Origin of the sequence: Erythrobacter sp. CCH5-A1 (genome assembly GCF_001557115.1) — a bacterium.
In the GTDB taxonomy this organism is placed as follows: Bacteria; Pseudomonadota; Alphaproteobacteria; order Sphingomonadales; family Sphingomonadaceae; genus Erythrobacter.
The window spans coordinates 1-23577 of sequence record NZ_LSKQ01000107.1 but is presented as its reverse complement, the minus strand read 5'-3'; the positions used below and the strand labels follow the sequence as shown (position 1 = coordinate 23577).

Annotated in this window: 22 protein-coding genes; 11 read left to right on the top strand and 11 right to left on the bottom strand. The window is 66.9% G+C overall.

The genetic code is table 11. From position 1 onward, the window contains the following. The first annotated feature begins 6 nt into the window (after positions 1-6). On the top strand, positions 7-1143 hold the full coding sequence (gene dgoD / locus AX708_RS05600; protein ID WP_066529054.1) for a galactonate dehydratase: 1137 nt from the start codon (positions 7-9) through the stop codon (positions 1141-1143). A 128-nt stretch (positions 1144-1271) separates the two neighbouring features. Further along, entirely contained in the window at positions 1272-3932 is a 2661-nt protein-coding gene (locus tag AX708_RS05595; protein WP_197426043.1) for a TonB-dependent receptor, read from the top strand. On the opposite strand, the gene AX708_RS05590 is transcribed toward AX708_RS05595, so the two are convergent. Next, the gene (locus AX708_RS05590) at positions 3929-4969 is read right to left on the bottom strand and encodes a glycoside hydrolase family 43 protein (protein ID WP_197426042.1); all 1041 of its coding nucleotides are present in this window, start codon (positions 4967-4969) and stop codon (positions 3929-3931) included. The genes AX708_RS05595 and AX708_RS05590 overlap by 4 nt on opposite strands. 71 nt (positions 4970-5040) lie before the next feature. On the opposite strand from AX708_RS05590, the gene AX708_RS05585 reads away from it, so the two are divergent. Continuing rightward, the gene (locus tag AX708_RS05585) at positions 5041-6141 is read left to right on the top strand and encodes an aldose epimerase family protein (protein WP_066529047.1); all 1101 of its coding nucleotides are present in this window, start codon (positions 5041-5043) and stop codon (positions 6139-6141) included. 64 nt (positions 6142-6205) lie between these two features. Here AX708_RS05585 and AX708_RS20280 read toward each other — a convergent pair whose 3' ends face one another. Further along, the gene (locus AX708_RS20280) at positions 6206-6370 is read right to left on the bottom strand and encodes a hypothetical protein (RefSeq protein ID WP_156443376.1); all 165 of its coding nucleotides are present in this window, start codon (positions 6368-6370) and stop codon (positions 6206-6208) included. Between the two features lie 277 nt (positions 6371-6647). On the opposite strand from AX708_RS20280, the gene AX708_RS05580 reads away from it, so the two are divergent. Next, positions 6648-7013 (top strand): PRC-barrel domain-containing protein, encoded by a 366-nt coding sequence (locus AX708_RS05580; RefSeq protein WP_066529042.1) that lies wholly within the window; start codon positions 6648-6650, stop codon positions 7011-7013. A 51-nt stretch (positions 7014-7064) separates the two neighbouring features. Here AX708_RS05580 and AX708_RS05575 read toward each other — a convergent pair whose 3' ends face one another. From AX708_RS05575 to AX708_RS05560, 4 genes are read right to left on the bottom strand one after another with little or no spacing between them, the layout of a single operon-like run. Then, the gene (locus AX708_RS05575) at positions 7065-7367 is read right to left on the bottom strand and encodes a SemiSWEET family sugar transporter (protein WP_066529039.1); all 303 of its coding nucleotides are present in this window, start codon (positions 7365-7367) and stop codon (positions 7065-7067) included. A 3-nt stretch (positions 7368-7370) separates the two neighbouring features. Beyond that, positions 7371-8222: a glucose 1-dehydrogenase gene (locus AX708_RS05570; protein WP_066529035.1), complete on the bottom strand. Its 852-nt coding sequence runs from the start codon at positions 8220-8222 to the stop codon at positions 7371-7373. A gap of 26 nt (positions 8223-8248) precedes the next feature. Then, entirely contained in the window at positions 8249-9022 is a 774-nt protein-coding gene (locus tag AX708_RS05565) for a ZIP family metal transporter (protein WP_066529032.1), read from the bottom strand. A gap of 3 nt (positions 9023-9025) precedes the next feature. Continuing rightward, complete coding sequence (locus AX708_RS05560) at positions 9026-9907, bottom strand: manganese catalase family protein (RefSeq protein WP_066529030.1); 882 nt, start codon at positions 9905-9907, stop codon at positions 9026-9028. A gap of 558 nt (positions 9908-10465) precedes the next feature. On the opposite strand from AX708_RS05560, the gene glf reads away from it, so the two are divergent. Beyond that, on the top strand, positions 10466-12700 hold the full coding sequence (glf, locus tag AX708_RS05550) for a UDP-galactopyranose mutase (RefSeq protein ID WP_082745549.1): 2235 nt from the start codon (positions 10466-10468) through the stop codon (positions 12698-12700). Positions 12701-12772: 72 nt separating this feature from the next. On the opposite strand, the gene AX708_RS05545 is transcribed toward glf, so the two are convergent. From AX708_RS05545 to AX708_RS05530, 4 genes are all read right to left on the bottom strand, one after another. Beyond that, positions 12773-13279: a hemerythrin domain-containing protein gene (locus AX708_RS05545; RefSeq protein ID WP_066529020.1), complete on the bottom strand. Its 507-nt coding sequence runs from the start codon at positions 13277-13279 to the stop codon at positions 12773-12775. A gap of 37 nt (positions 13280-13316) precedes the next feature. After that, the gene (locus tag AX708_RS05540) at positions 13317-13904 is read right to left on the bottom strand and encodes a hemerythrin domain-containing protein (protein WP_066529018.1); all 588 of its coding nucleotides are present in this window, start codon (positions 13902-13904) and stop codon (positions 13317-13319) included. Between the two features lie 176 nt (positions 13905-14080). Next, positions 14081-14815 (bottom strand): Crp/Fnr family transcriptional regulator, encoded by a 735-nt coding sequence (locus AX708_RS05535; RefSeq protein ID WP_197426041.1) that lies wholly within the window; start codon positions 14813-14815, stop codon positions 14081-14083. 170 nt (positions 14816-14985) lie between these two features. Beyond that, positions 14986-15228 carry a hypothetical protein gene (locus tag AX708_RS05530; RefSeq protein ID WP_066529016.1) on the bottom strand — a complete coding sequence of 81 codons (243 nt, stop codon included), beginning with the start codon at positions 15226-15228 and terminating at the stop codon, positions 14986-14988. Between the two features lie 161 nt (positions 15229-15389). Between AX708_RS05530 and AX708_RS05525 the strand changes: the two genes are divergently transcribed. Continuing rightward, positions 15390-17528 (top strand): PAS domain-containing protein, encoded by a 2139-nt coding sequence (locus tag AX708_RS05525; RefSeq protein ID WP_066529013.1) that lies wholly within the window; start codon positions 15390-15392, stop codon positions 17526-17528. Positions 17529-17540: 12 nt separating this feature from the next. Continuing rightward, positions 17541-17915 carry a response regulator gene (locus AX708_RS05520; RefSeq protein WP_066529011.1) on the top strand — a complete coding sequence of 125 codons (375 nt, stop codon included), beginning with the start codon at positions 17541-17543 and terminating at the stop codon, positions 17913-17915. Positions 17916-17945: 30 nt separating this feature from the next. On the opposite strand, the gene AX708_RS05515 is transcribed toward AX708_RS05520, so the two are convergent. Then, positions 17946-18698 carry a Crp/Fnr family transcriptional regulator gene (locus AX708_RS05515; RefSeq protein ID WP_066529010.1) on the bottom strand — a complete coding sequence of 251 codons (753 nt, stop codon included), beginning with the start codon at positions 18696-18698 and terminating at the stop codon, positions 17946-17948. Positions 18699-19116: 418 nt separating this feature from the next. On the opposite strand from AX708_RS05515, the gene AX708_RS05510 reads away from it, so the two are divergent. From AX708_RS05510 to AX708_RS05495, 4 genes are all read left to right on the top strand, one after another. Then, positions 19117-19956: a hypothetical protein gene (locus AX708_RS05510; RefSeq protein ID WP_066529007.1), complete on the top strand. Its 840-nt coding sequence runs from the start codon at positions 19117-19119 to the stop codon at positions 19954-19956. A gap of 432 nt (positions 19957-20388) precedes the next feature. Next, positions 20389-21639 (top strand): sodium:proton antiporter, encoded by a 1251-nt coding sequence (locus AX708_RS05505; RefSeq protein WP_066529006.1) that lies wholly within the window; start codon positions 20389-20391, stop codon positions 21637-21639. Then, positions 21636-22367: a trehalose-phosphatase gene (gene otsB, locus AX708_RS05500; RefSeq protein ID WP_066529003.1), complete on the top strand. Its 732-nt coding sequence runs from the start codon at positions 21636-21638 to the stop codon at positions 22365-22367. Before AX708_RS05505 ends, otsB begins: the two co-directional genes overlap by 4 nt. Before the next feature lie 148 nt (positions 22368-22515). Further along, the gene (locus tag AX708_RS05495) at positions 22516-23574 is read left to right on the top strand and encodes a trehalose-6-phosphate synthase (protein WP_067489653.1); all 1059 of its coding nucleotides are present in this window, start codon (positions 22516-22518) and stop codon (positions 23572-23574) included. The last annotated feature ends 3 nt before the right edge of the window (positions 23575-23577 follow it).

The following is a 23577-nucleotide window of genomic DNA, read 5'->3' as shown; positions in this document are numbered from 1 at the left end:
CGCCCCATGAAGATTGCCCGTATCGAGACCTTCCTGGTGCCCCCGCGCTGGCTGTTCGTGCGGATCGAGGCCGATGACGGCAGCGCCGGGTGGGGCGAGGCGAGCCTCGAGGGGCATGGCGAGGCGGTCATCGGGGCCTTCGAAGCCCTGCGCGACCGGGTGATCGGCGCCGATCCGCGCGCGATCGAGGACATCTGGCAGATCGGCTATCGCGGCGGGTTCTATCGCGGTGGTCCGGTGCTGATGTCGGCCATCGCCGGGCTCGATCAGGCGCTGTGGGACTGGAAGGGGCGGCACTACGGCCTCCCGGCGCACGAAATGCTCGGCGGGCGGGTGCGCGAGCGGGTGCGCGCCTATGCCTGGATCGGCGGCGACCGCCCCGACGACATCGCCGCCGCTGCCGCCGCGCGCCGCGCGCAGGGCTTCACCGCGGTCAAGATGAATGCGACCGCCGAGATGGCCATGCTCGCCGCGCCCCGCTTTGCCGAGGTGATCGCGCGGGTCCAGGCCGCGCAGGGCGAGGGCATGGACGTCGCGCTCGATTTCCACGGGCGGCTGCACCGGCCGATGGCGAAGCAGCTCGCTCGCGCGCTCGAACCGCTTGGCCTTCTGTTCATCGAGGAGCCGGTGCTCGCCGAACATGCCGAGGCGCTGGGGCAGATCGCCGCGCTCACCTCCACGCCGATCGCGATGGGCGAGCGGATGTATTCGCGCTGGGACTTCAAGCCGCTGCTGGAGGCCCGCGCGGTCGACGTGATCCAGCCCGATCTCAGCCACGCGGGCGGGCTCAGCGAATGCCGCCGCATCGCCGCCATGGCTGAGGCCTATGACGTCGCGGTCGCCCCGCACTGCCCGCTTGGGCCGCTGGCGCTCAGCGCGTGCCTGCAACTCGCCGCCTGCGCTCCCAATGTGGTGCTGCAGGAGATGTCGCTCGGCATCCATTACAACGAGGGCCACGACCTGCTCGAGTTCCTGACCGACCCGGCGGTGCTGACCCCGGTGGAGGGTCATCTGCGGATTCCGCCTGGCCCCGGCCTCGGCATCGCCATCGACGAATCGCGGGTGCGCGCCGCTGCCGCCGCCCCGCACCGCTGGCGCAACCCCCTATGGCGCCATGCCGACGGCAGCCTCGCCGAATGGTGATCGGCGCGGCGCTTGCCTATTAAAGCTTATTTATAATATATATCACTCAAAGCGTAGCATTCAGCTAATCTGCGTGATGGAACCGTCGCCACAAGAGCGGCGAGAAGAGCAAAAAAGGGGAGATGGAAATGCGTGCGATCACTTTGATGCGGTGTTCGGTTTCGGCCGCCGCGATTGCCATGCTGGCGGGCGCGGCCCAGGCACAGGAGGCGGCGCCACCCCCGACCGAAGCACCTGCCGAGCCGACCGGAGAGATCATCGTCTCGGGACTGCGCCAATCGCTCGAATCGATCCGCAACATCCGCCGCAACTCCGACGAGATCGTCGACGCCGTCGTCGCCGAGGACATCGCCAAGCTGCCCGACCTCAACACCGCGCAGATTGCCGCGCGCATTCCGGGCGTGCAGGTCTACCGCCAGGGGGGCGAGGCCTCGAACGTGCTGGTGCGCGGCCTGCCCAACTTCACCACCACGTACAACGGCCGCGAGATCTTCACCGCCGAAACGCGCATCGTCGCGCTGCAGGATTTCCCGGCCGCCAATGTCGCCGCGCTCGAAGTCTACAAGACCTCGGCTGCCGATCTGATCGAGCCGGGGCTTGCGGGCCTCGTCAATGTCCGCTCGCGCCAGCCGCTCGATTTCGAGGACGGGCAGTTCGCAGGCTCGGTCTGGGGCCTGTACACCGTGCAGGCAGAGGAGATCACCCCCAACTTCAACCTGCTCGCCACCAAGCGCTGGGACGTGGGCGACGGCGGCGAGTTCGGGGTGCTGATCAACGCCTCGCGGGTCGAAATGACCTATCTCGATGCGGAAATCTCGAACACCGATTTCCTCCAGACCTTCCGCAACGGCGGGACCACCCTTATCCCCGATGCGGGCGCGGGCACGGCGGCGCGTTTCCCTGATATCCAGCGCCTGTTCTACCGCTCGGGCAACCGCGTGCGCCCCTCGGTCAACGCGGCGATCCAGTACAAGCCCAACCCCGATCTCGAATTCTACCTGGAAGGCCTGTGGCAAGGCTTCCGCAACAAGATCGACGACCGCCTGCTCGCCGCCGAGCTGTTCAACGGGGCGCAGGTTGCGAGCCTGCAATTCCGTGACGGCACCAACATCGTCAGCGGCGGGACGGTGAACGGATTGCCCGGATCGCTGTTCTCGTTCCAGGGGGCGACCTACAACAAGACCGATACCTACCAGTTCGCAGGCGGCGTCAAGGCGACCTTCGACCGGCTCAACGTCAAGGTCGATATCGCGCGCACCGACAGCACCTTCACCGGATCGACCGAAAGCGTCGACCGCCGCTGGACCGCCGCACCGGTGATCAATTTCGACACCGAGACCCCGGCGTTCGAAATCACCAACATCGATTTCTCGGACCCGAGCGCCCAGTTCTTCGACGGATTGTTCGAGGAGAACCAGCGGTCGCAGGGTGACGACTGGCAGCTGCGCGGCGATCTGGAATATCTGGTCGATGGCACGCTCATCCGCTCCATCCAGGCCGGTGTGCGCTATACGGACCGCGATGCGCGTCGCGAATATGCCAACCGTTTCTCCCGCCCCGGCACGCTGACCAATGCGACCGCGCTGCCGGTCGAGTTCGAGGTGTTCCAGGGCGTCGATGTCGGCGGGACCTCGGTCTGGGCCGCGCCGACCTATGACAGCATCCGCGAGAACATCGCCGCCATCCGCCAGCTGGTCGGCTTCGGCGCCGATCCCGTGGCGCGCAATCTGCTCTACACCGCGTCCGAGAAGAACCTTGCCGGCTACGGCCAGATCAACTTGGGCTCGGGCGATCTCGAGGGGACGGTGGGCCTGCGCTACACGCGCGTGAAGACCCGCGTCGCCGGTCCCGCGCCGACCGGCATTCCGGCGATCGACGATGGCAATACCAACGAGTCCTGGCTGCCCAACGCCAGCATCCGGTTCCGTGCCAGGCCCGAGATCCAGCTGCGCGCGGCGGTCTCCAAGACCCGCACCCTGCCGACCTTCGCCGATCTCAACCCCGCGCTGGTGCTCGGCGCGCCGCCGCCGGGCGGCGTGGGGACCGACAGCAACCCCTATCGCGGATCGGGCGGCAACCCCTTCCTCCAGCCCTTCACCTCGTGGAACTTCGACGTCGCGGCCGAGTGGTACTTCGCCCCCGCCGGGTTCGTGTCGCTGACCGGCTTCCACCGTGCGGTCGATGGCTTCATCCAGCCCAACACCTTCCGCATCGACGATCCCACCTTGGGCGTCGTCGAGATCACCGGGCCGGTCAACACCGGCAAGGGCCGGATCACGGGGGCCGAATTGCAGGCGCAGGTCTTCGCCGATTTCGAGAGCCTGCCCGATTTCGCCCGCGGCTTCGGGGTGCAGGTCAACGTCACCTATATTGACGCCGAGACCCAGCAGCCCGACGGCGTGGGGGGCCTGACCTACCAGCCGATCACCGACCAGCTGAACGGCGTGTCGCGCTGGAACGCCAACATCGTCGGCATCTACGAGCGCTACGGCCTCACCGCCCGCCTCGCATACAACGACCGCTCGCGCTTCCGCGCGACGCAGCAGTTCCGCGGCGACGACATTTACGTCGAGCGCGCGCGGCCGGCCGGGCGCCTCGATCTGTCCCTGAGCTACGACATCAACGAGCAGTTTGCGGTGTTCGGCGACTGGACCAACATCACCCGCGAGCAGTTCCGGCAGGACTTCACCTCGGCCCGCAATGGCGCGCCGGAGGCCGAGTTCATCCGCTACCTGCGCGACGACGAGAGCACACTGTCGCTCGGGGTGCGGTTCCGCTTCGGGCGTTAACGCGCGGCAGCAGCGCGCAGGCTGGTGCCGATCACCGGCCTGCCCTCCCCGTCCCAGCCGAGCGGGGCGATATACATCGCGCGGCCCTTCTTCGCATTCTGGCACCCGCCGCGCGCGATGTGGGCGTGGAACAGGATATACTGCCGCCCTCCGGCCTCGAACACCGCCTGATGCCCGGGGCCGCTGAGGCACCCGGCCGTGCGGTCGGCATAGCTGTAGAGGATTGGGTTCTCCGGCGCGTCGGTGCAGGGGCCCAGCGGCCCTTCGCAGGTCGCATAGCCCATCGCGTAGGGGCTGAGACGCTGGCGCGGTTCCCACCCGAAATGGTTGGCGGAATAGAACAGCACGTAGCCCTCCCCGCGGCGCACCATCGTCGGGCTTTCGATCACGTGCGCTTCCCACGGCTGGTCGTTGGCGAGCAACGTGACGGCCTCGCCGGTCAGGCCGAGGCCATCCGCCGTCATCGGCTGGACATAGATATGCGTGGGCTTGCCGACCGCGTTCGCATCGGCCTTGTAGTAGAGATAGAGCCTGCCGTCGGCATCGCGAAAGGGGCTGGCGTCGATTGTCCCGCCCAGCTCGCGCTGGCAGATCAGCGGTTCCTTCGCCTCGGAGGTGAAGGGGCCGAGCGGATCGCCGCTGGCCGCGACCCCGGTACACTGGCGCCCGCTCGCCTTCTCGCGCGCGGTAAAGAACAGGAGGTAGCGGCCCTCCAGTTCCATCACCTCTGGCGCCCAGGTCCAGCCGCGCTGCGCCCAGGCGGGCAGCACCGGCATGGCGTCATGCAGCCGCGCGCCGTGCTTCAAGGGCGCCCAGTTCAGCAGATCCTCCGACACCGCCATCTGCACATTGGCCTCGTCGCGCGCGGCATTGGTGGCATAGGCAAGGTAGCGCCCCTGATGCGGCAGCACGAAGGGATCGGGGAAGTTGGCGCTGTAGACCGGCACGAAGGACTCGGGCTCCTCGGGAGAGGCGGGCGAGGCAAGGCTCGCCGACGCGGCGAGCGCGGCCAGAGCGGCAAGGACGGGTTTGCGCAATCGGCACTCCTCGATCATGAACGGGCGGGCACGACTTGCCTCCCGGATATTATCATATAAATGAGCGTGCGATGAAGGAAAACCCCTCCGAGAGCCTCCGCCCCGGCGTCCACCGCCGCATCTTCGGCCACCTGCGCGATGGCCGCGCAGTCGAGGCGGTGACGCTGGTCAACGCAGCCGGGACGAAGGCCTGCGTGATCGCCTTCGGGGCGACGCTCCAGGCGATGATCGTCGCCGACCGCGAGGGGCGGCTCGCCGACGTGACGCTCGGCCATGCCAGCCTCGAGGAATACCTCGCCAGCACCGCCTATTTCGGATCGAGCGTCGGCCGCGTCGCCAACCGCATCGCAGGGGGGCGCTTCCTGATCGACGGGGAGGGATACCGCGTCCCCGCCAACAATGGCCCCAACGCGCTCCACGGCGGCCCCGGCGGCTTCGACAAGGCGCTGTGGGACATCGCCGAGGTCGGGGATGCGCCCTGCCCCTTCGTCCGCCTCGCCCACACCAGCCCGGATGGCGATCAGGGCTTTCCGGGCACCTTGCAGGTCACCGCCGAATATGCCCTCGGCGATGACGGCGCGCTGGCGATCACTTACCAGGCGACCACCGACAAGCCGACCCTCGTCAACATGACCAACCACGCCTACTGGAACCTCGCGGGCGAAGGCGCTGCGACCGGGGCGCTGGATCATGTGCTGACCATCCCGGCCGGGCACTTCCTCCCCACCGACGCGGCCGCGATTCCCACCGGCGACTTCGCCCCCGTCGCCGGCACCCCGTTCGATTTCCGCGAGCCTCATGTGATCGGCGCGCGGGTGCGCGACACGGGCCACGACCAGATCCGGATCGGCCACGGCTATGACCATAACTGGGTGATCGCCCGCGAGCGCGCGGACGCGCCGCGCCTCCTCGCCCGCCTCGCACACCCGCCGTCCGGCCGGGTGCTCGAGGTGCGCTCCACCGAGCCGGGGGTGCAGTTCTATTCGGGCAATTTTCTTGACGGCAGCCTGATCGGCAAAGGCGGTCAGGCCTACCGAATGGGCGACGGGGTGGCGCTCGAACCGCAGATGTTCCCCGACACCCCCAATCGCCCGGAGTTCGGCTCGATCCGCCTGGCGCCGGGCGAGGAATACTGCCACCGGATCGTCTTCGCCTTCAGGGCAGACGGCTGAGGCGCAAACAAGAAGCGCCGACGGCGGGGACCGTCGACGCTCGATCATTCTCTGCAGCGAGGGGTCAGGCGGCGGCGGGGGTGCCGGCGGTCATCTGGGCGTAGCTGCGCTCCATCTGCCGCATCTGCGCCTGGCGCCACTGGTCGTAGCTGTAATCCACCTGTTCGTCGGAGGTCTGCACCGTCTTCGGCGTCAGCCGCCCGGGCAGTGGTGTGTGGTTGTGTGCCATGGTTTGCCTTCTTTCCGCATGCTTCAACCCGCAGATGTGAGGCGGGGGACGGGATGCAGTGTCGCACGCGGCGCACGGCCACGTCCTATCCTGCATCAGGCACATGGCGCGCCCTGCCCTTGTTACGGCGCGCCTGAGCGGGTGGCCCGGAACCGGAACGCACCGCCCTCACCCTCGCCGCACGAAAAGGGCGGCTTGCCCCCCGCCTGACCTATGTGAGTGCCGCCAGCCTCACGCCCAAGCACCCTCGTGCTGCCAATCACAGGAGGAACACCCGATGGCAGACACATTCCACACCGACGAAACCCGCGAACTCATCGCCTCGAACAAGGTCGAAGGCACCGCCGTCTACGATCTCGAGGGCGAGCGCCTCGGGTCGATCGCCAACTTCATGGTCGACAAGCGTTCCGGCAAGGTCGACTATGCCGTGATGCAGTTCGGCGGCTTCCTCGGGATCGGGGCCGATTACTATCCGATCCCCTGGTCGATGCTCACCTACAGCACCGATCACGGCGGCTATGTGGTCGATCTCGACAAGAACACGCTCGAAGATGCGCCGCGCTACGCGGACAACAACAACGAGCCGGAATATGACAGCACCTACAACCAGCAGGTCTATTCCTATTACGGCGTGACCTACTAAGGCCTACGCCGTAGGCGGCCCCGCCCCGCCCCCGTTAGGGCGGGGCCGCCATCAGCTACCGGGATCGAGCGTCTCGGCAACTTCCTCGGTCTTGCGCGCCGGAAGCGCGATCATCGCGAGGATGAACAGCGCGAACACCAGACAGATCGCGTTGGGGACGACCAGCGTCCATTCCCCCTTCAGCACTCCGAATGTCGTCCACGCCGCGAAGGCGAGGCAGGTCAGCGCGAACATCGCCAGCGAGAGGCCCTCGGTGGAGCGCTCGCGGATGATCTTCCACGCCTGCGGAGTGAAACTCGCCACCGACGCGGTCGCGCCGACGGTGCCGATGATGGTCGCCCAGTCGATCGACATGGGTCAGCTGCCGACGATGATGCCGCCATTGGGGTGGAGCACCTGCCCTGTCATGTAGCTCGCATCCTCGCAGGCGAGGAACAGGAAGCACGGCGCGACCTCGTTGGGCTGCCCGGGGCGGCCCATCGGGGTCGACTGACCAAAGGTCGCGAGCTTCTCCTTGCTCGCCCCGCCCATCGGGTTGAGCGGCGTCCAGATCGGCCCCGGCGCCACGCCGTTCACGCGGATGCCCTTTTCGGCGAGGTTCTGCGAGAGTGAGCGGGTGAAGGCGGTGATAGCACCCTTGGTGGCCGAATAGTCGAGCAGTTCCTCGGCGCCCTCGTACATCGTCACCGAAGTGCAGTTGATGATCGCCGAACCCCTTTCGAGAAAAGGCATCGCCGCCTGCACCATGTAGAACATGCCGTAGACATTGGTCTGGAAGGTGCGCTTCAGCTGCTTCTTGGTGATCGCGGTCACGTCCTTGTCGGGATGCTGTTCGCCGGCATTGTTGACCAGGATGTCGAGCCGGCCGAACTTGCGGATCGCGAGGTCGACGATCTCCTTGCAATGGTCGCGCTCGCCGATGTCGCCCGCGATGGTGACCGCGCGCGCGCCTTCGTCCTCGACCATCTCGGCGGTGGCCATCGCGTCCTCCTCTTCCTCGAGGTGGGCGATGACGATGTCGGCCCCCTCGCGCGCGAACAGCACCGCGACCGCGCGGCCGATGCCGCTATCGCCGCCGGTGACGATCGCGACCTTGCCCTCGAGCCGCCCGCTGCCGGGATAGCGCGGCTCCCAGTCGGGCTTGGGCGACAGGTTCGCCTCAAGGCCGGGCAGGTCGCTGTCTTCGAGCTTGGGGACGATCTTGGACATGGGAGTTTCCTTCTTGTCGGGGGTTGTCAGGAGAGGGTGAGGTCGAGCGCCAGCATCAGCGCGAGGCCCGCCATCAGCGCAGGGCTGGCCGATCCGTGCGCCATCTGGCGGCGGGTGTGGGGGATGATCTCGGCAGCGACCACGAACAGCATCGCTCCCGCCGCGAAGCCGAGCGCGTAAGGGAGAACCGCAGCCGACGACCCCGCAATCGCGACACCGAAGGCGGCGCCGACGGGTTCGATCAGCCCGGTCGCGAGCGCTCCGGCCGCGCAGCGCGTGCGGCTCCAGCCAAGGCTGGCGAGGAGCGCGGCGACCGCCAGCCCCTCGGGAATGTTCTGCAAGCCGATGGCGAGCATCGTCCCCCAGCCGAGCTGCGGGTCGCCGCCCATGAAGCTAAGGCCCACGGCCATGCCCTCGGGCAGGTTGTGCAAGGTGATCGCGAGCACGAACAGCGCGATGCGGCGCTCGTCTGGCGCGGCGGGCCAGAAGCGCCCCTGCGCCGCCAGCGCATCGCTCCACACCCTGAGCCACGCCATCACCGCCGCACCCAGCCACAGCGCTATTCCCACGCTCACCCCGGCAGCGACCAGCGAGGCGCCGTGCCCACGCAGCTGCGCGAATGCGGGGAGGATCAACGACGCGAAGGCGGCGGCGATCATTACCCCGGCGGCAAAGCCGATCAGCAGGTTCTGCCGCCGCGCCTCGGGCGCGCCCGAGGCCGCAACGAACACCCCGCCGAGGCCGGTCATGGCCCCGGCAAGCGTGCTCGCCGCAATTCCCGTGAGCGCCGCATCGGCCATGCGTCAGTCGCTCTCCACCACGCCCGCGCCGAGCTCCGCCCCGGTCAGCGGATCGCTGTCGGGATCGGAGGCGAGGCGCGCGCTCATCGCCCGCAGCGTCTCCATCTGGCTGGCGGGCAGCTTGACCTCGGCCGTGCCCTCGCCGCCATCGGCGGAGCGGTTCATGTCGTTCTCGTCGGTGGTTTCCCATTCGGGCCCGCTGTTCCACGGCCCCTGCGCATCGCCCGGCCCGGTCGAGGCGTTGACGTAGAGGCTGTCGAACGGCGCCATCCCGGCGAGCCTTCCGGGCGGGAAGTTGTCGGCGATGCTGTAGAGCGCCTTCTCGAAGCTCTTCTGGTGCGCGATCTCGCGGGTCATCAGGAAGCCGAGCGCATCCTTGATGCCGGGATCGTCGGTGATCGCGATCAGGCGTTCGTAAACGATCTTGGCGCGGCTTTCGGCGGCGATGTTCGAACGCAGGTCGCAGGTCGGATCGCCGCGCGAATCGATATAGGCCGCCGTCCACGGCACGCCCGAGGAATTGGTGAGCGCGGGCCCGCCGCCATAGAGGATCGACTGGGTATGACTGTTCCCGCCCGCGGTCAGCGACTTGTAGAGCTCGGCCTCCTCCAGCGCAGCCTCGGCCAGATCGCCCTTGGCGCCCTTGTTGAGCATGGCGACGATCGATCCGATTACCTCGAGGTGCGAGAGCTCCTCGGTGGCGATGTCGAGCAGCAGGTCCTTGCGGCCCGGGTCCTCCTCGGCAAGGCCTTGCGTGAAATAGCGCATCGCCGCGGCGAGCTCGCCATCGGGCCCGCCGAACTGTTCTAGCAGCAGCGAGGCGAGCGCCGGGTTCGGCTCGGACACGCGGACGGTGTATTGCAGGCGCTTGTTGTGACTGAACATGGCAGATTTATCCTCTTGAAACGGCAGTGTCGCCCGACCGGATCATGGGCTCACGAACGATGTTGCGGCGATCATTGCGGCGGTCGGGCGGGACGAGATCGCTCTGCCGGGGCATCCGCATATAACTAATGACACTCACGACCAGCGGTACGCCGAGTATCCAGAACGGCAGAGCGTTCGTAATCCAAGAATTGTCCATGAATAGTGCTCCGGATACGACGAACAGGCTTTGCTCGTCCTCCCCTCCAAGACTGACTGCTCTGGCTGTGTGACCCCATAACATGAGTTCGCAATCCGCAGTCTTTCCGGCTTATTTGTCGAACTTCACATAGGTAAGGCTGAAATCCGGCAGAGCGCGCTACTCGGGGATGTCGCCCCCAGGCGACGCCGCCATGCGCTACCTGCCGCCGGCGGCCACCCCCGACCCGGAAGGCTCCTTTCGCCATGCATCGCCCGTCTGAAACCATGCCCGCTGCCCGCTCACGCTTCGGACGCCCGGCGCTTGTCTGCTTTTCGCACCTTCGCTGGAACCTCGTCTTCCAGCGGCCGCAGCACATCATGACCCGGCTCGCGGACCACTTCGACGTCACCTATTGGGAAGAGCCGCGCGTGGAGGCAGATTGCACCGCGCCCCGGCTCGAACGCGAGTCGCTGGCCGGGGGCCTCACCCGCGCCGTGCCGGTCCTGCCCGCGGGGCTCGATGCAGGCGCGAGCGACCTCGCCCTGCGCGGCCTGCTCGCCGACATGCTCGCAGGCGAAACCGCGCCGCGGGTGTTCTGGTACTACACCCCGATGATGCTCGCCTTCAGCGCCGGGGTGCGCGCCGACGCGGTGGTCTATGACTGCATGGACGAGCTCGCCAACTTCGCCTTTGCGCCGGCCGATATCGCGATCCGCGAGGCGGCGCTGATGGCGCGCGCGGACATCGTGCTGTGCGGCGGGCGGAGCCTCTATGCCGCGCGCGCCGATCGGCATCGCAATATCCACTGCGTCCCCTCGGGCGTTGACATCGCGCACTTCGCGCGGGGCGCTGATGGCGTGCCGGACCCGGCCGACCAGGCGGGCCTCCCTCGCCCGCGCCTCGGCTTTTACGGCGTGATCGACGAGCGCATGGACCTTGCCCTGCTCGAAGCAGCGGCGCAGGCCCGGCCCGACTGGTCCTTCGTGATGGTCGGCCCGGTGGTGAAGATCGCCGAGGCCGATCTCCCCCGCGCGGCGAACATCCACTGGCTGGGCGGCAAGGACTATGCCGAACTGCCCGCCTATGCGGCCGGCTGGGACATCGCGCTGATGCCCTTCGCGCGCAACGCGGCGACCGATTTCATCAGCCCCACCAAGACCCCCGAATACATGGCCGCCGGGCTCCCCGTGGTCTCGACCTCGATTCGCGACGTAGTGGCCGATTACGGCCACCTCGATTCGATCCGCATCGCCGATGACGCGCAGGCCTTCGTCGCGGCGTGCGAGAACCTGCTCGCCGACTCCGATGCCGCCCGCGCCGCATGGCGGGCCGAGGCGCGCGATTGCCTTGCCGACAAGAGCTGGGACGGGATTGCCGGGCGGATCGCGCGAAAGATCGAAACCGCGCTGGTCACCCGCGTGGTCTCCGGCCTTGGCGGCAGCAAAGAGCCCGCCGCGACCCCGCGCCATTACGATGTGCTGGTGGTGGGTGCAGGCTTTGCCGGATCGGTGATGGCCGAGCGGATCGCGCGCGGCTCGGGCCGTTCGGTGCTGGTGATCGACAAGCGCGACCACATCGCCGGCAACGCCTTCGACCATGAGGACGCGGGCGGCATCCTGGTCCACAAATACGGGCCGCACATCTTCCACACCAACAGCCGCGAGATCCTCGAATACCTCACGCGCTTCACTCGCTGGCGGCCCTACGAGCACCGCGTGCTCGCCTCGGTCGAAGGGATGCTGGTGCCGATGCCGATCAACCGCACGACGCTGAACCAGCTCTACGGCCTCGATCTTGCAACCGATGCCGAGGCGGAAGCTTACCTCAAGTCCGTGGCGGTTCCGGTTCCCGAAGTGCGCACCTCGCGCGATACGGTTGTCGCGCAGGTCGGCGAGGATCTCTACGCCAAGTTCTTCGAAGGCTATACCCGCAAGCAATGGGGCGTCGATCCGAGCCAGCTCGACAAGTCCGTGGCCGCGCGCGTCCCGGCACGCACCAATACCGATGACCGCTACTTCACGGACACCTACCAGTGCATGCCCGCCGAAGGCTACACCGCGATGTTCGCGAGGATGCTCGACGAGCCGCGCATCACGGTGATGACCGGCACGGGCTTTGCCGATCTTCCGCACGGGATCACCTGGGATCACCTGGTGTGGTCCGGGCCGATCGACGAATATTTCGGGCACCGGCTGGGCAAGCTGCCCTACCGCTCGCTGCGCTTCGAACACGAGACCCTGCCGTGCGAGCAGGCGCAGCCGGTGGCGGTGGTGAATTACCCGAACGAGGCGGTGCCCTACACCCGGATCACCGAATACAAGCACCTCACCGGCCAGCACGCACCGCTCACCAGCATCACGCGTGAATATCCGGCGGCCGAGGGCGATCCTTATTACCCGATCCCCAACCCCGAGGCGCAGGCGCTGTACAAGCGTTACGACGCACTGGCGCGGGCCTGTGACAATGTGACCTTCGTCGGCCGGCTGGCGACCTATCGCTACTACAACATGGACCAGATCGTCGGTCAGGCGCTCGCGACATGGCGCAGGCTTGATGCACGCTGGCGGAGCACGGCCCTGGCGGACTCCGAGGGAGCGATCGCGGCGGAATGAAACGGGAAAGGGCCGCAGCCTGCGTTATGCAGGCTGCGGCCCTTCCAGCACTTCCGGGGGAAAACCGAGAACTCAGGCCTTGAGCGCGACCTTCTCGGGCGAAGGCAGGCCGCCGGCCTTGGCCTGCGCCTGAAGCTGCTGCTTCACTGCCGCCATCTCCTGACCGAGCGCGACCAGATCGACATCGGACTTGCGCACCTGCGCGAACATGCTGCCGCGCTGGCGTTCCTCCTCGTAGACGTGGTGTTCGACCTGTTCCTTGAGCACGCTGACCTTGGCCTCGTAGTATTGCTCGTCGGGCTCGGCCTGCATCAGCGAGAGGATCAGCGCCTTGGCGCTGTCATGCTCGACCTGCGCCTCGTCCATCATGTCGTCCTCCACGGTGTCGCGCACCGCCGGGTAGAAGACCTGCTCCTCGACCATCGCGTGGATGATCAGCTCCTCGCAGATCTGGCGCACGATCTTGGCCTGCACCGAGGCGCTGCGGGCATTGTCATACTTCTCGAAAAGCTGCTCGACCGTGCGGTGATCGTCGGCGAGCATCTGCAGCGCATCGCGCGCGGGGGGCTGTTTGGCCATGAGAGGTTCCTTCGTTTGCGGGGAAATCGGAGCAGGGTCAGGCGACCATCACGCCGGCCATGTTCATCGCGCGGGTGAGCTTGAGGTTCTCCTCCTGCGAAAGGCGCTCGCGCAGCGCCGGGAAAAGCTGCTCCTCTTCCTCGCGCATGTGCTCCTCCAGCGCGTCGCGCAGCTCGGTCAGCATCGTCGCGAAGCCGGGATCGGTCTTGTCCATCCGCGCCAGTTCGAAGAGCATCGCCTTGACCTCGCCATGCTCCTTGTTGAGCTCACCCGCCGCATCGCCGGCCTCGCGGGCGATCATCGGGTAGATGACGTTTTCTTCCTGCAGCGCGTGCTTGGTGATCATGTGGGTGATCGTGGAAAGCTGCGCGGTGCGGCGGTGGGGGTGTTCGGCGGAGGTCGCGATCAGCTTGTCGAGCGCGGCGAGCGTCGCCTCGTGTTCGCGGGTCAGGCCTTCGAACCAGTCGCGCGACATCGCGGTCGGCGCCTGGACCACGGCCTTGCGCCCGAGATTGGCGATCGCGACGATCCCGGCGGTGACCAGCACGGTCTTGGCGGCGGTGGCAATGACACTCCCGGTCTCGTCGTGGCGGGGCTTGCGGCTATGGGCAAAGGTGCGGGGCATGGGGGTCTCTCCTTGGTGGGCCGATATCGATTCGGCCGGGGACCATGCCTTTGTCGCGCGCGCGCCGCGGGGCGGCACATGCCTAGGTTAGACCATGCCGGGACACGCGCGCGGCACAGCGCACCGGGCAGACGATTGAACCCGAACGGACCCGCACGGGGCCGCCGTCCCGCGCGCTAGCGGTTGAAATGCAGATAGTTGCCGTTGAACATCGCCACACGCTTCAGCCGGTCGAGATCGATGATCTTCAGCTGCCGGTCGGACAACTCGATCAGGCCTTCGCGCCGCATTTCCTGAAGCGTCCGGTTGAGGTGGACGAGGCTGAGGCCGTTGGCTTCGGCCAGATGGTTCTGCGTGATCGGCAGGTCGAAGCCGGTCCCCGTCGCCAGCCCCACGGTCTTCAGCCGGTAGTAAAGCTCGACGAACAGGTGGCTCAGCCGTTCCAGCGGCGAGCGCTGGCCGATCGACACCAGCCACGCACGCTGGATCCCGGAGGTCACCATCTCGTGCCACAACAGCGCGCGCAGCAGCCGCGGGCGCTGGTCGATCACGTCCTGGAACTGCTGCGGCTGGATCTCGTAATAGCGCACCGCCGTCAGCGCCCCGATCGAATGGTCGAGCTCGGACAGGATGTAGATATTGAGGTCGCAGAATTCGCCCGGCAGGAAGAAGTCCACGATTTGGCGGCGCCCGTCGGGCAGGTCCTTGTAGCGGCACGCCCAGCCCGAGACGAGCAGACGGATGACGGTGGGGTTCTCGCCCTCGCGGGCGATGTCGGTGCGTGCATCGCCGTGGCACAGCGGCCCGGCTTCGAGCGCGGCCAGCGCGGTCCTGTCCGCTTGTTCCAGCGGCATGTAGCGCCCGAGAAGGCGGAAAAGGGGCTCGATCCCCGCATCGGTCAGTGTCGTCATGGCTGAAGATTCCCGGTCAGGTCGGCGTGCGCAGCGCCGACGATCTCAAGAAGAACATGCGCGTGATGACACTAACCTGCGTAAGGCTCCCGGCGACCCGCAGTGCGTTTGACCGGGCGAGAAACGGGGTGGCAGGTGTGCGCCGGGGCTAGCTCGTCGCCATCGCGGGATCAGTAGGTTGCAGGCGGGTCGCTCGCCGGGAAGCTCTGGTCGCTGGCCTCGTCGACAGAGGTCCATTCGCCCCGCGGCGGATCGCGCATCGCCTCGGGCCCGGAATCGCGCACGGGACGCGGGCCGTGGGCGGGCTGCCCCTCGGCAAAGGCCGCCCGGCGCGGCGCACCGCCACTGCCCGAACGCCGCGACATGACATAGGCGCCCGCACCCAGGGCGAGGAGAGCAAGGATCATGCGCATGGGAAATCTCCGTCGGAAGGGACCCCCGCCTGCGCCTGCTCTGCCTTCAAGTCCCTATCCTGAATTAGCGCGAAGAAAAGGGGCTTAGAGGCCGTATAACATATGTTAAACAGGTTTACAGGCGTGGTTCCTATGCTGGAGTCAGCGCGAAAGCAGAGGGCATGGCTGAACACTCTTCCGAGACCGACAACAGCCTGTTTCGCGCTGCCTTCGATGCCCTCCCGGATGCGGCCTGCATCTTCGAGCCCATCGGCACGCCGGGCGAAACCGTGTCCGACTGGCGCTATCTCGCTATCAATCCCGCTTTGCGCGCCATGTTCGAGACCGGAGACCTCACTGGCCAGACCCTCGGCCAGCACTCTCCCAAGATGTTGGCGCATTGGTCGGCCGATCTGGAACGCGTGATCCTGGGCAACACGCCCGAGGTGCTCGTGCGCGAGGGCGCACAGAGCCCGACCGTCTACGAAGTCGTGCTGACGCCGTTGCTATACGCCGGCCGGAGCGCGCTCATGGCGCGCATCCGTGACATGACTGGCGAGCACCAGGCCCGCGAAAAGCGGCGCGAGGCGGATGCGCGCTACAAGCTGCTGTTCGATGCGATCGACGAAGGCTTTTGCGTGATCGAGGTCCTGTTCGATGCAGCAAGGGAGCCCTCCGACTATCGCTTTCTCGAAGTCAACGAAGCCTTTGTCGAACAGACTGGCCTTGTCGATCCCGTCGGCAAGACGATGCGCGCGCTCCAGCCCGACATCGAGGACAAGTGGGTCGCGACCTATGGCCGCATCGCGATGTCGGGCGTGGCCGAAAGGTTCGAGAGCGAATCGGCGGCCATGAACCGCTGGTTCGATGTCTTCGCCTTCCCCATCGGGGATGCGGCGCCCTTCCGGCTGGGCATTCTGTTCGAGGATATCGGCAAGCGCAAAGCCATGGAACTTGCGCTCCGGCACAGCGAAAACCGCCTCCATTCGCTGATCGAGGCGACATCGGACCTGATCTTTCGCATGAACCCCGAAGGCACGGTCATGGAGCAGCTTGGCGGCAAGAGCCTGCTCGGCGATGGCACCGGGCCGGGAGACTGGATCGAGGAATTCGTCACGCCGTCCGACCGGACCATGGTGCGCGAAGCGGTCGATGCGGCCATCGCGGCCCACCAGCCGATCGAGATCGAACACCGCTACATCCGTCCCGACGGCGAAATCGGCTGGCTCTATTCGCGCGCGGTGCCGGTGTTCGATGAAAGCCGCACGATCACCGAATGGTTCGGCATGTCGACCGACATCACCAACCGCCGCACGACCGAGCGCGAGCTCGCTCACGGAGCGCAAATGCTGCGAGTGGCGACCGAGGTCGGCAAGGTCGGCCTGTGGGACTGGAACGTCGAGACCGACGAGGTGGTCTGGTCGGACGAGAATTTCAGGATGCATGGCTATGAACCGGGTTCGGTCGTGCCGAGCTACGCCAGCTGGACCGACCGCATTCACCCCGAAGACCGCGGTTCGGTCGACGAAGCGGTGGACCGGGCGATGAAGACCGGCCAGGAATACATCCAGGAATACCGGCTCGTGCGCCCCGAGGGTGAAGTGCGCTGGCTGGCCGGAAGGGGGCGCTTTCTTTATGACGAGACGGGCAAGCCGGTGCGCATGCTCGGCGCGATGGTGGACACCACCCAGCGCCGCCGCGAGGAGGAATGGCAGCGGCTGCTGGTCGCCGAATTGCAGCACCGGGTAAGGAACCTCATCGGCATGGTCCGCTCGGTCGCGCGGCTTTCGGCGCCCAGCCACCGGCATGTCGACGAATATGTCGACCACCTGATCGGCCGTCTGCAGGCGATGGGCCGCACCCAGAGCACTCTCACCCGCTCGCCCGGGCGCAGCGTCGATCTGGCCGAACTGGTGCGCGAGGAGCTGCTGGTCCACGCCGTGCAGGACGACAAATGCCATGTCGAGGGCCCGGAGATCGCGCTCTCGCCCCATGCGGCGGAGATCGTGACGCTGGCGATCCACGAACTCGCCACCAACTCGATCAAATACGGGGCGCTGGGCGATACGGGCTATATCCGGATCATCTGGTCGGCCGAGCAGCGCGGGGGCAAGCCTTGGGTGATCCTGCGCTGGCAGGAGACCGCGCAGGTCCGCAAGACCAAGCAGAACCGCAAGGGCTTCGGCCGCAAGCTGATCGAGGAGCGCGTGCCCTACGAGCTTCAGGGCCACGGCCGCCTCGTCGTGCACGACACCGGCGTTCTGGCCGAACTCGAATTCCCCCTGTCGGACGCGGGTAGTATTCTCGACCCCAGATCCTGATATAAGCGTGCCATGACCGACCGCACTCTTTCCGGCCACCGCATCGTCATTCTCGAGGATGACTACTATCAGGCGCAGGATTGCAAGCAGTTGCTCGAAGCGGCCGGCGCCAAGGTGGTCGCGATCTCGGCGACGTTTCCCGATCTGTCCGCGCTGCTCGAAGAGGGGCGGATCGATGCGGTGCTGATCGACATCAATCTCGGCCACGGGCTGTCGTTCGATTTCGCCCGCGAGCTGAAGGCGCGGGCGATCCCCTTCGTGTTCCTGACCGGCTATGATGCCGCCATGCTGCCCGACGATCTGGCCGGCAGCGACTATCTGACCAAGCCCGCCGATGCAGCCCGGATCATGGCCGCGCTGGCGAGCGCGAGCCGCAGGGCACCCTAACCGGCGCCCTCGCCCGGAGGCGGCGGGAGGTCAGGCGGCGATGATCCTGAGCCGCTCGCGCTCCCGCAGGGTCTGGATCCGCGGCGCGAGGTAGGAGGGATCGAAGCCCGCGATCTGCTGCAGCATCCGCAGATCGTGGATCGTCAGCTGCTTGGAACGCAGCGTAATCAGCCCGTCCTGCCGTAGCTGCTGAAGCTTGCGGTTGATGTGCACCGGGGTGAGACCCAGCACGTCGGCCAGATCGTCCTGCGTCAGCGGGAAATAGATCTGCTGCGAGGGATGCGCATCGACCAGTGAAAGCCGGTACTGCGTCTCGCAGATCAGATGCGCCATCCGCTCCAGTGCGTCGCGGCGGTCGACATTGACCACCCACGAGGCCAGCACGGCATTCTCCATGCCGCCATAGGACCGCATCGCCTCACCGATCGTCGGGAAGCGGTCGATCAGCCGGCGCATGTCGGCGTGGGTAATGTTGACGATCTTGCACGGGCTGAGGGTGATAACTTCCTCGATCGCAATGCCGTCGGGCGAGCAATCGAAATAGAAGGCGTCGCCCGGCAGCAGCAGCCGGGTGATCTGGCGCGCGCCATTGCGCAGGATCTGGTAACGCGCCGCCCAGCCGCTCAGCACGACCGGGAAGGAGTGCATCTCGTCGCCATCGCGCGAAAGATACTTCTTCGCACCGATATCGCGGGGCTGACGGCACAGTTCCTCGATCGCTTGAATTTCCTGGTCGCCAAGTTCGGCAGCATGCATGAGTCGCAGCAGGAAGGCATTGAACATTTGCGTGCTCCTTGAGAGGTCTTGCGAGAAATGCACCTTGCGCAATTTCCTCAACTATATCCCGATCAAAAGATATCGTACCCGTCGAATCTCTTCGGCTCGCCCCAAAAACCTTCCGGTATACCGTAGTGGCTTCTGCGAATCCCTCGCAAGAGAAATCCCATCTGCGCGCAACCATTTCGATGATTCGGACAATAACAAAGGTTTGTATTTGCAGATTTCGGTGGGAGCGTCGGTCCTTTTCGCATCCATCGACGCCACATGAAGCCTGTCGGCAAGGCGGCCCGCGATGTCGGCGGGGCGTCCGGCGTGGGTAATGCAGGATAAGGGGTCCGCGCGGACCGCCTGCCACCTTCCACTCCGGTTCCCGCATGGCCGATCGGCCGTGCCGGAGCCGACAATCGGAAAGGACCATGACATGGCAAACGAGCGCAATCAGAACCGCGAGAGCCAGAGCCACAGCGGTGGCCGCGAGGAGCAGATGCAGCAGGGCAGCGACTATCAGCGCGGCCAGAGCGGAGCCGGCCAGAGCGGCTCGGACTGGGATCAGAGCAACCGGCCGGGCCGGTTCGGCCAGCAGGAACAGGACCGCTATGGCCAGCAGGGCCAGCAAGGCCAGAGCCAATACGGGCAGAGCCAGTACGGGCAGGGCAATTTCGGCCAAGGCCAAGGCACCTCGGGTTCGCAAGGCGGCTATGGCAACCAGAGCGACTATGGCGGCTACGGCGGCCAAGGTTCGGGCTATGGTCAGAGCAGTTACGGCGGCCAGAGCGGCTACGGGCAAAGTGGCGGCTATGGCCAGAGCGGCTTTGGTCAGGCCGGTTACGGCAATCACGGGGGCTATGGCGGCGGCCAGGGTGGCTTCGGATCCAGCGGTCAGGGCGGTCAGGACGCCCTGATGGGCCACTCCCAGCATGGCCAGAGCCAGTGGGGTCAGGGCCAGCAGGGCATGTCCGGTTCGGGCAACCAGTATGGCCAGCAAGGCTACTTGGGCCAGCATGGCTCCGGCGGTCAGGGACATCACCACGACCAGAGCTACAGCCAGTGGCGCCAGCGCCAGATGGAGCAGTTCGACAACGACTACAACGAATACCGCCAGACCCAGCAGGACGAGTTCAACAGCAAGTTCGACGAGTGGCGCAAGAAGCGGCAGAGCGAAGGTCAGGGCGATGGTGCCTCAGGCAGCGCGACCGGCACCACCGGCACCGCCAGTTCGGGCAGCCAGTCGGGCGGCAAGACGGGTTCAGCCACGAGCTGAGCAAAAGCGGCAGCGGACACGCCCCCGTTCGCCGCCGCCCCTCCCCGCGCCCCGGCCTTCGCGGTCGGGGCGCGGTTTTTTGTGGGGCTTTGCGCGCTTCTCCAGCCGGCAAAAGGGCCCCGAACCTTCCAAGTCATGCAGATACAAACTAGGTTAGAGCGTGCTGCGCGCAGGGCGGGCAGAGATTTGGCACCTTAGGGTATCCCGATCCCTCTGGTGACTCGGTGGCCGGACGCGCGTTAGGTTTCCACTTCGTCTGGTCATTGCCCCAAATAAACTCCCCGCCCAGCGATGGGCGGGGTTTTTTGGGCCATGTCGCCGCATGCTTGGGTCATCGGCGGCAATCCTATCCCGCGTTAGTGTTGCCCCCGGGCGAAGCCCGCAAGGCCGGAGCCGACGCCCTCACCGGCCCTGCGGCAGAGCCACACATCGATGTCCTATCACCATTTCCTGCTGTTTGCGGGTGCTGCGATCATTCTTGCCTATTGGCTGCCCCGCTTCGTCACGGGCCGCGAGCCCGCGGCATCGGCGCTGCTGATCCTCACCGGCTTCGCCTGCGCGCTGGCCCTCCCCGAAACCCCGCCGCTGTTCAAGCCGATCGCCGATCCCGAATGGTGGGAGATCCTGAGCGAAATGGCGGTGGTCGTTGCGCTGTTTGCGACCGGCATGCGGCTCGACGTGGTGAGGCCCTCCACGCGCTGGACATCGACATGGCGTCTGCTGGCCGTGGCCATGCCCCTGACCATCGGTGCGCTGGCGCTGGCAGGCCTTGCCGCAGGCTTTCCGCTGGCAAGCGCGCTGCTGCTGGGCGCGGTTCTCGCCCCGACCGATCCGGTGCTTGCGGGCGACGTGCAGGTCGGCCCGCCGACCGAGGGCGGCGAGCATCCGGTGCGCTTCGCTCTCACCACCGAGGCGGGGCTCAATGACGGGCTCGCCTTCCCTTTCGTCTACCTCGCGCTGGCGGCCATCGCCGGGCTGACCCTGACCGAGGCGGGGGACTGGCTGGCCTATGATCTCGTCTACCGGATCATCGCCGGCACGCTGGCGGGCGCGGGTGTTGGGTGGCTGCTCGGGCAGGTGGTGTTCCGCTGGCCGGCGAGGAACGTGCTCGCCGAGACCGGATCGGGGGTGCTGGCGCTGGCGGGGGTGTTCGTGTGCTACGGGCTCGCGGAGATGATGCACGGCTATGGCTTCATCGCCTGTTTCGTCGGCGGCCTGGTGTTCCGCCGGATCGAAGCGGCCCATGAGTTTCACGGCAACCTCCACCTCTTCAACCTTGCCATCGAGCACGCGCTGACCGCCGTGCTGCTGCTGATGGTGGGCGCAGCGCTGGGCACATATCTTGCCGACATCCGGCTGGAGCATGTCGCCATCGCCGCCGCGCTGGTGTTCGCCATCCGGCCGCTGATCGGCTGGCTGTCGCTGCTGGGCACGGACCTGCCCCCGCGCGACCGCATCGTCACCGCCGCCTTCGGCGTGCGCGGGATCGGGAGCCTCTATTACCTCGCCTTCGCCGCCGGAATCGCGCCGATCGCGATGCTCGCCGACCTGTGGCTGGCGGTGCTGGTGACGATCGCGCTGTCGGCCACGGTCCACGGCCTGACCGCGGGCGCGACGCTCGACCACATCCGCGCGGCCGAACCCGAACCCGAACCCGAACCGGAGCCGGACCCCGCCCGATGACGCCCCCTATCGCCCTGCTGCTCGATTTCGACGGGACACTGGTCCCGATTGCCCCCACTCCTGACGGCGCCGTCGTCGGCGACGATTTGCGCCAGGCTGTCGCCGCCGCGATCGAGCGGCTCGAGGGCCGTGTAGCGATCATCAGCGGACGCTCGCTCGAACAGCTCGATGCGCTGTGGGGCCGCGCGCTGTGGCCGGTGACGGTCGCGGCGAGCCACGGGCTGGAACTGCGCCACGACGGGCACCGCCGCGCGCCCCCGCCAGCCCGCATCTTCGCGCGCCTCGCCCGCGCCGCGGACGCGCGTTTCGGTGCGGCGCAGGGCGTGGTGATCGAGCTGAAGAGCTACGGCCTCGGCCTCCACTATCGCCTCGCGCCCCGCTTGCGCCCCCTGGTGAAAGACTGGGCCGAAGAATGCGCCGCGGCGCATGATCTTGTCATCCAGGAGGGCGACATGGTGTTCGAACTTCGCTCGCCCGGCGCGGACAAGGGGGATGCGCTGCGCGCGATCATGGCGCTCGCCCCGTTTCATGGCGCAAGCCCGCTCTATATCGGCGACGACTTCACCGATATTGCCGCCATCAACGCCGCCCGCGCGCTGGGCGGGCGCGGGCTCGCGGTCGGCGCGCGGATCGCTGCCCATGCCGACGGCGTGCTTGAAAGTCCCGAAACGGTGGTCGAGAACATCCGGGCGCTGGCGGCAGGCGCGCCGGCGGCTTTCATCACATAGGCGGTTTTTTGCCCGCGCGCATGGCGCGATGGGTCCCGCCGCGTCCGGAGCGAAGCCTTCGCGCCGGGCATGCACCACCCCCGGCCCCGCAGTGCCCCGGTACCCTTCCGGTGCGCTGCGCCCAGGGCCGCAACCGAAGGGCCCGTCCTTGCCCCATTCCCCGATTTCCGACGCGGCACCGCGGCTGATTGCAGTGACGAGCCGGGTCGATCCCGAACCCGGTGCCGCACACGCCGGCCGCTGCGGGCTCGCCGTCGCACTTGCCGCCGCTTTGCGCCAGACCGGCGGCATCTGGTTCGGCTGGTCGGGCGAACGGACCGAGGCATTCACCGGACAGATCGCCTTCCACCACGCCGACGGGGTCAAAACGGCGACGATCGATATCGAGGCGCCGGACATCGAAGAATTTGGCACGGGCTTTGCCGAGCGCGGGCTGTGGCCGCTCGGCGAGGATGGGACCGGCCATGCGCGGATCAACGCGCGCTTTGCCGCGGCGCTCGGCCCGATGGTCGCGCCCGATGACTTGATCTGGGTGGTCGATCATCGCCTGATTCCCTTGGGCAACCTGCTGCGCGCGCGCGGATGCGAGAACCGGATGGGCTTCTTTCTCCACGTCCCGTGGCCTGCGCCAAGCCTGCTGGCGTCGCTCCCCGGCCACCGCGAGCTGGCGCAGGACATGCTCGAATACGATGTGATCGGCTTCCAGTCGGAGGAGTGGCGGCAGGCCTTCATCGATTACGCCGCGGTCCAGTTCGATGCCGCACCCGAAGGCGACGGCCTGCGCCGGGGCGAGCGGCTGACCCGGCTGCTGGTCTGTCCGGTCGGGCTGGATGTCGCCGATTTCGCGGGGGCGGTGCACTCCATTGCCGCCAAACAGGCCGAAACCCGTGTGGTAGTGAGCGCAGGGGGACGCGACATGATCGTCGGGGTCGACCGGCTCGATTATTCGAGGGGCCTTGCCGAACGCTTCTCGGCCTACGCGCTGCTGCTCGCCGGGCATCCGGTGCTGCGCGAGAAGGTCAGCCTGCTCCAGATCGCCCCGCCCTCGCACGCGGATGAGGAGGGCCCGCAGGCGCTTCGCGAAGAGCTCGAAACGCTATCGGGCCGCATCAATGCGAGCCTGGCGTCGATCGACTGGGTGCCGCTCCGCTTCGTCATCTGTGGACGCCCCGAAAGATGCAAGAGTAAATTCGGGTCTTGGCGGTAGTCG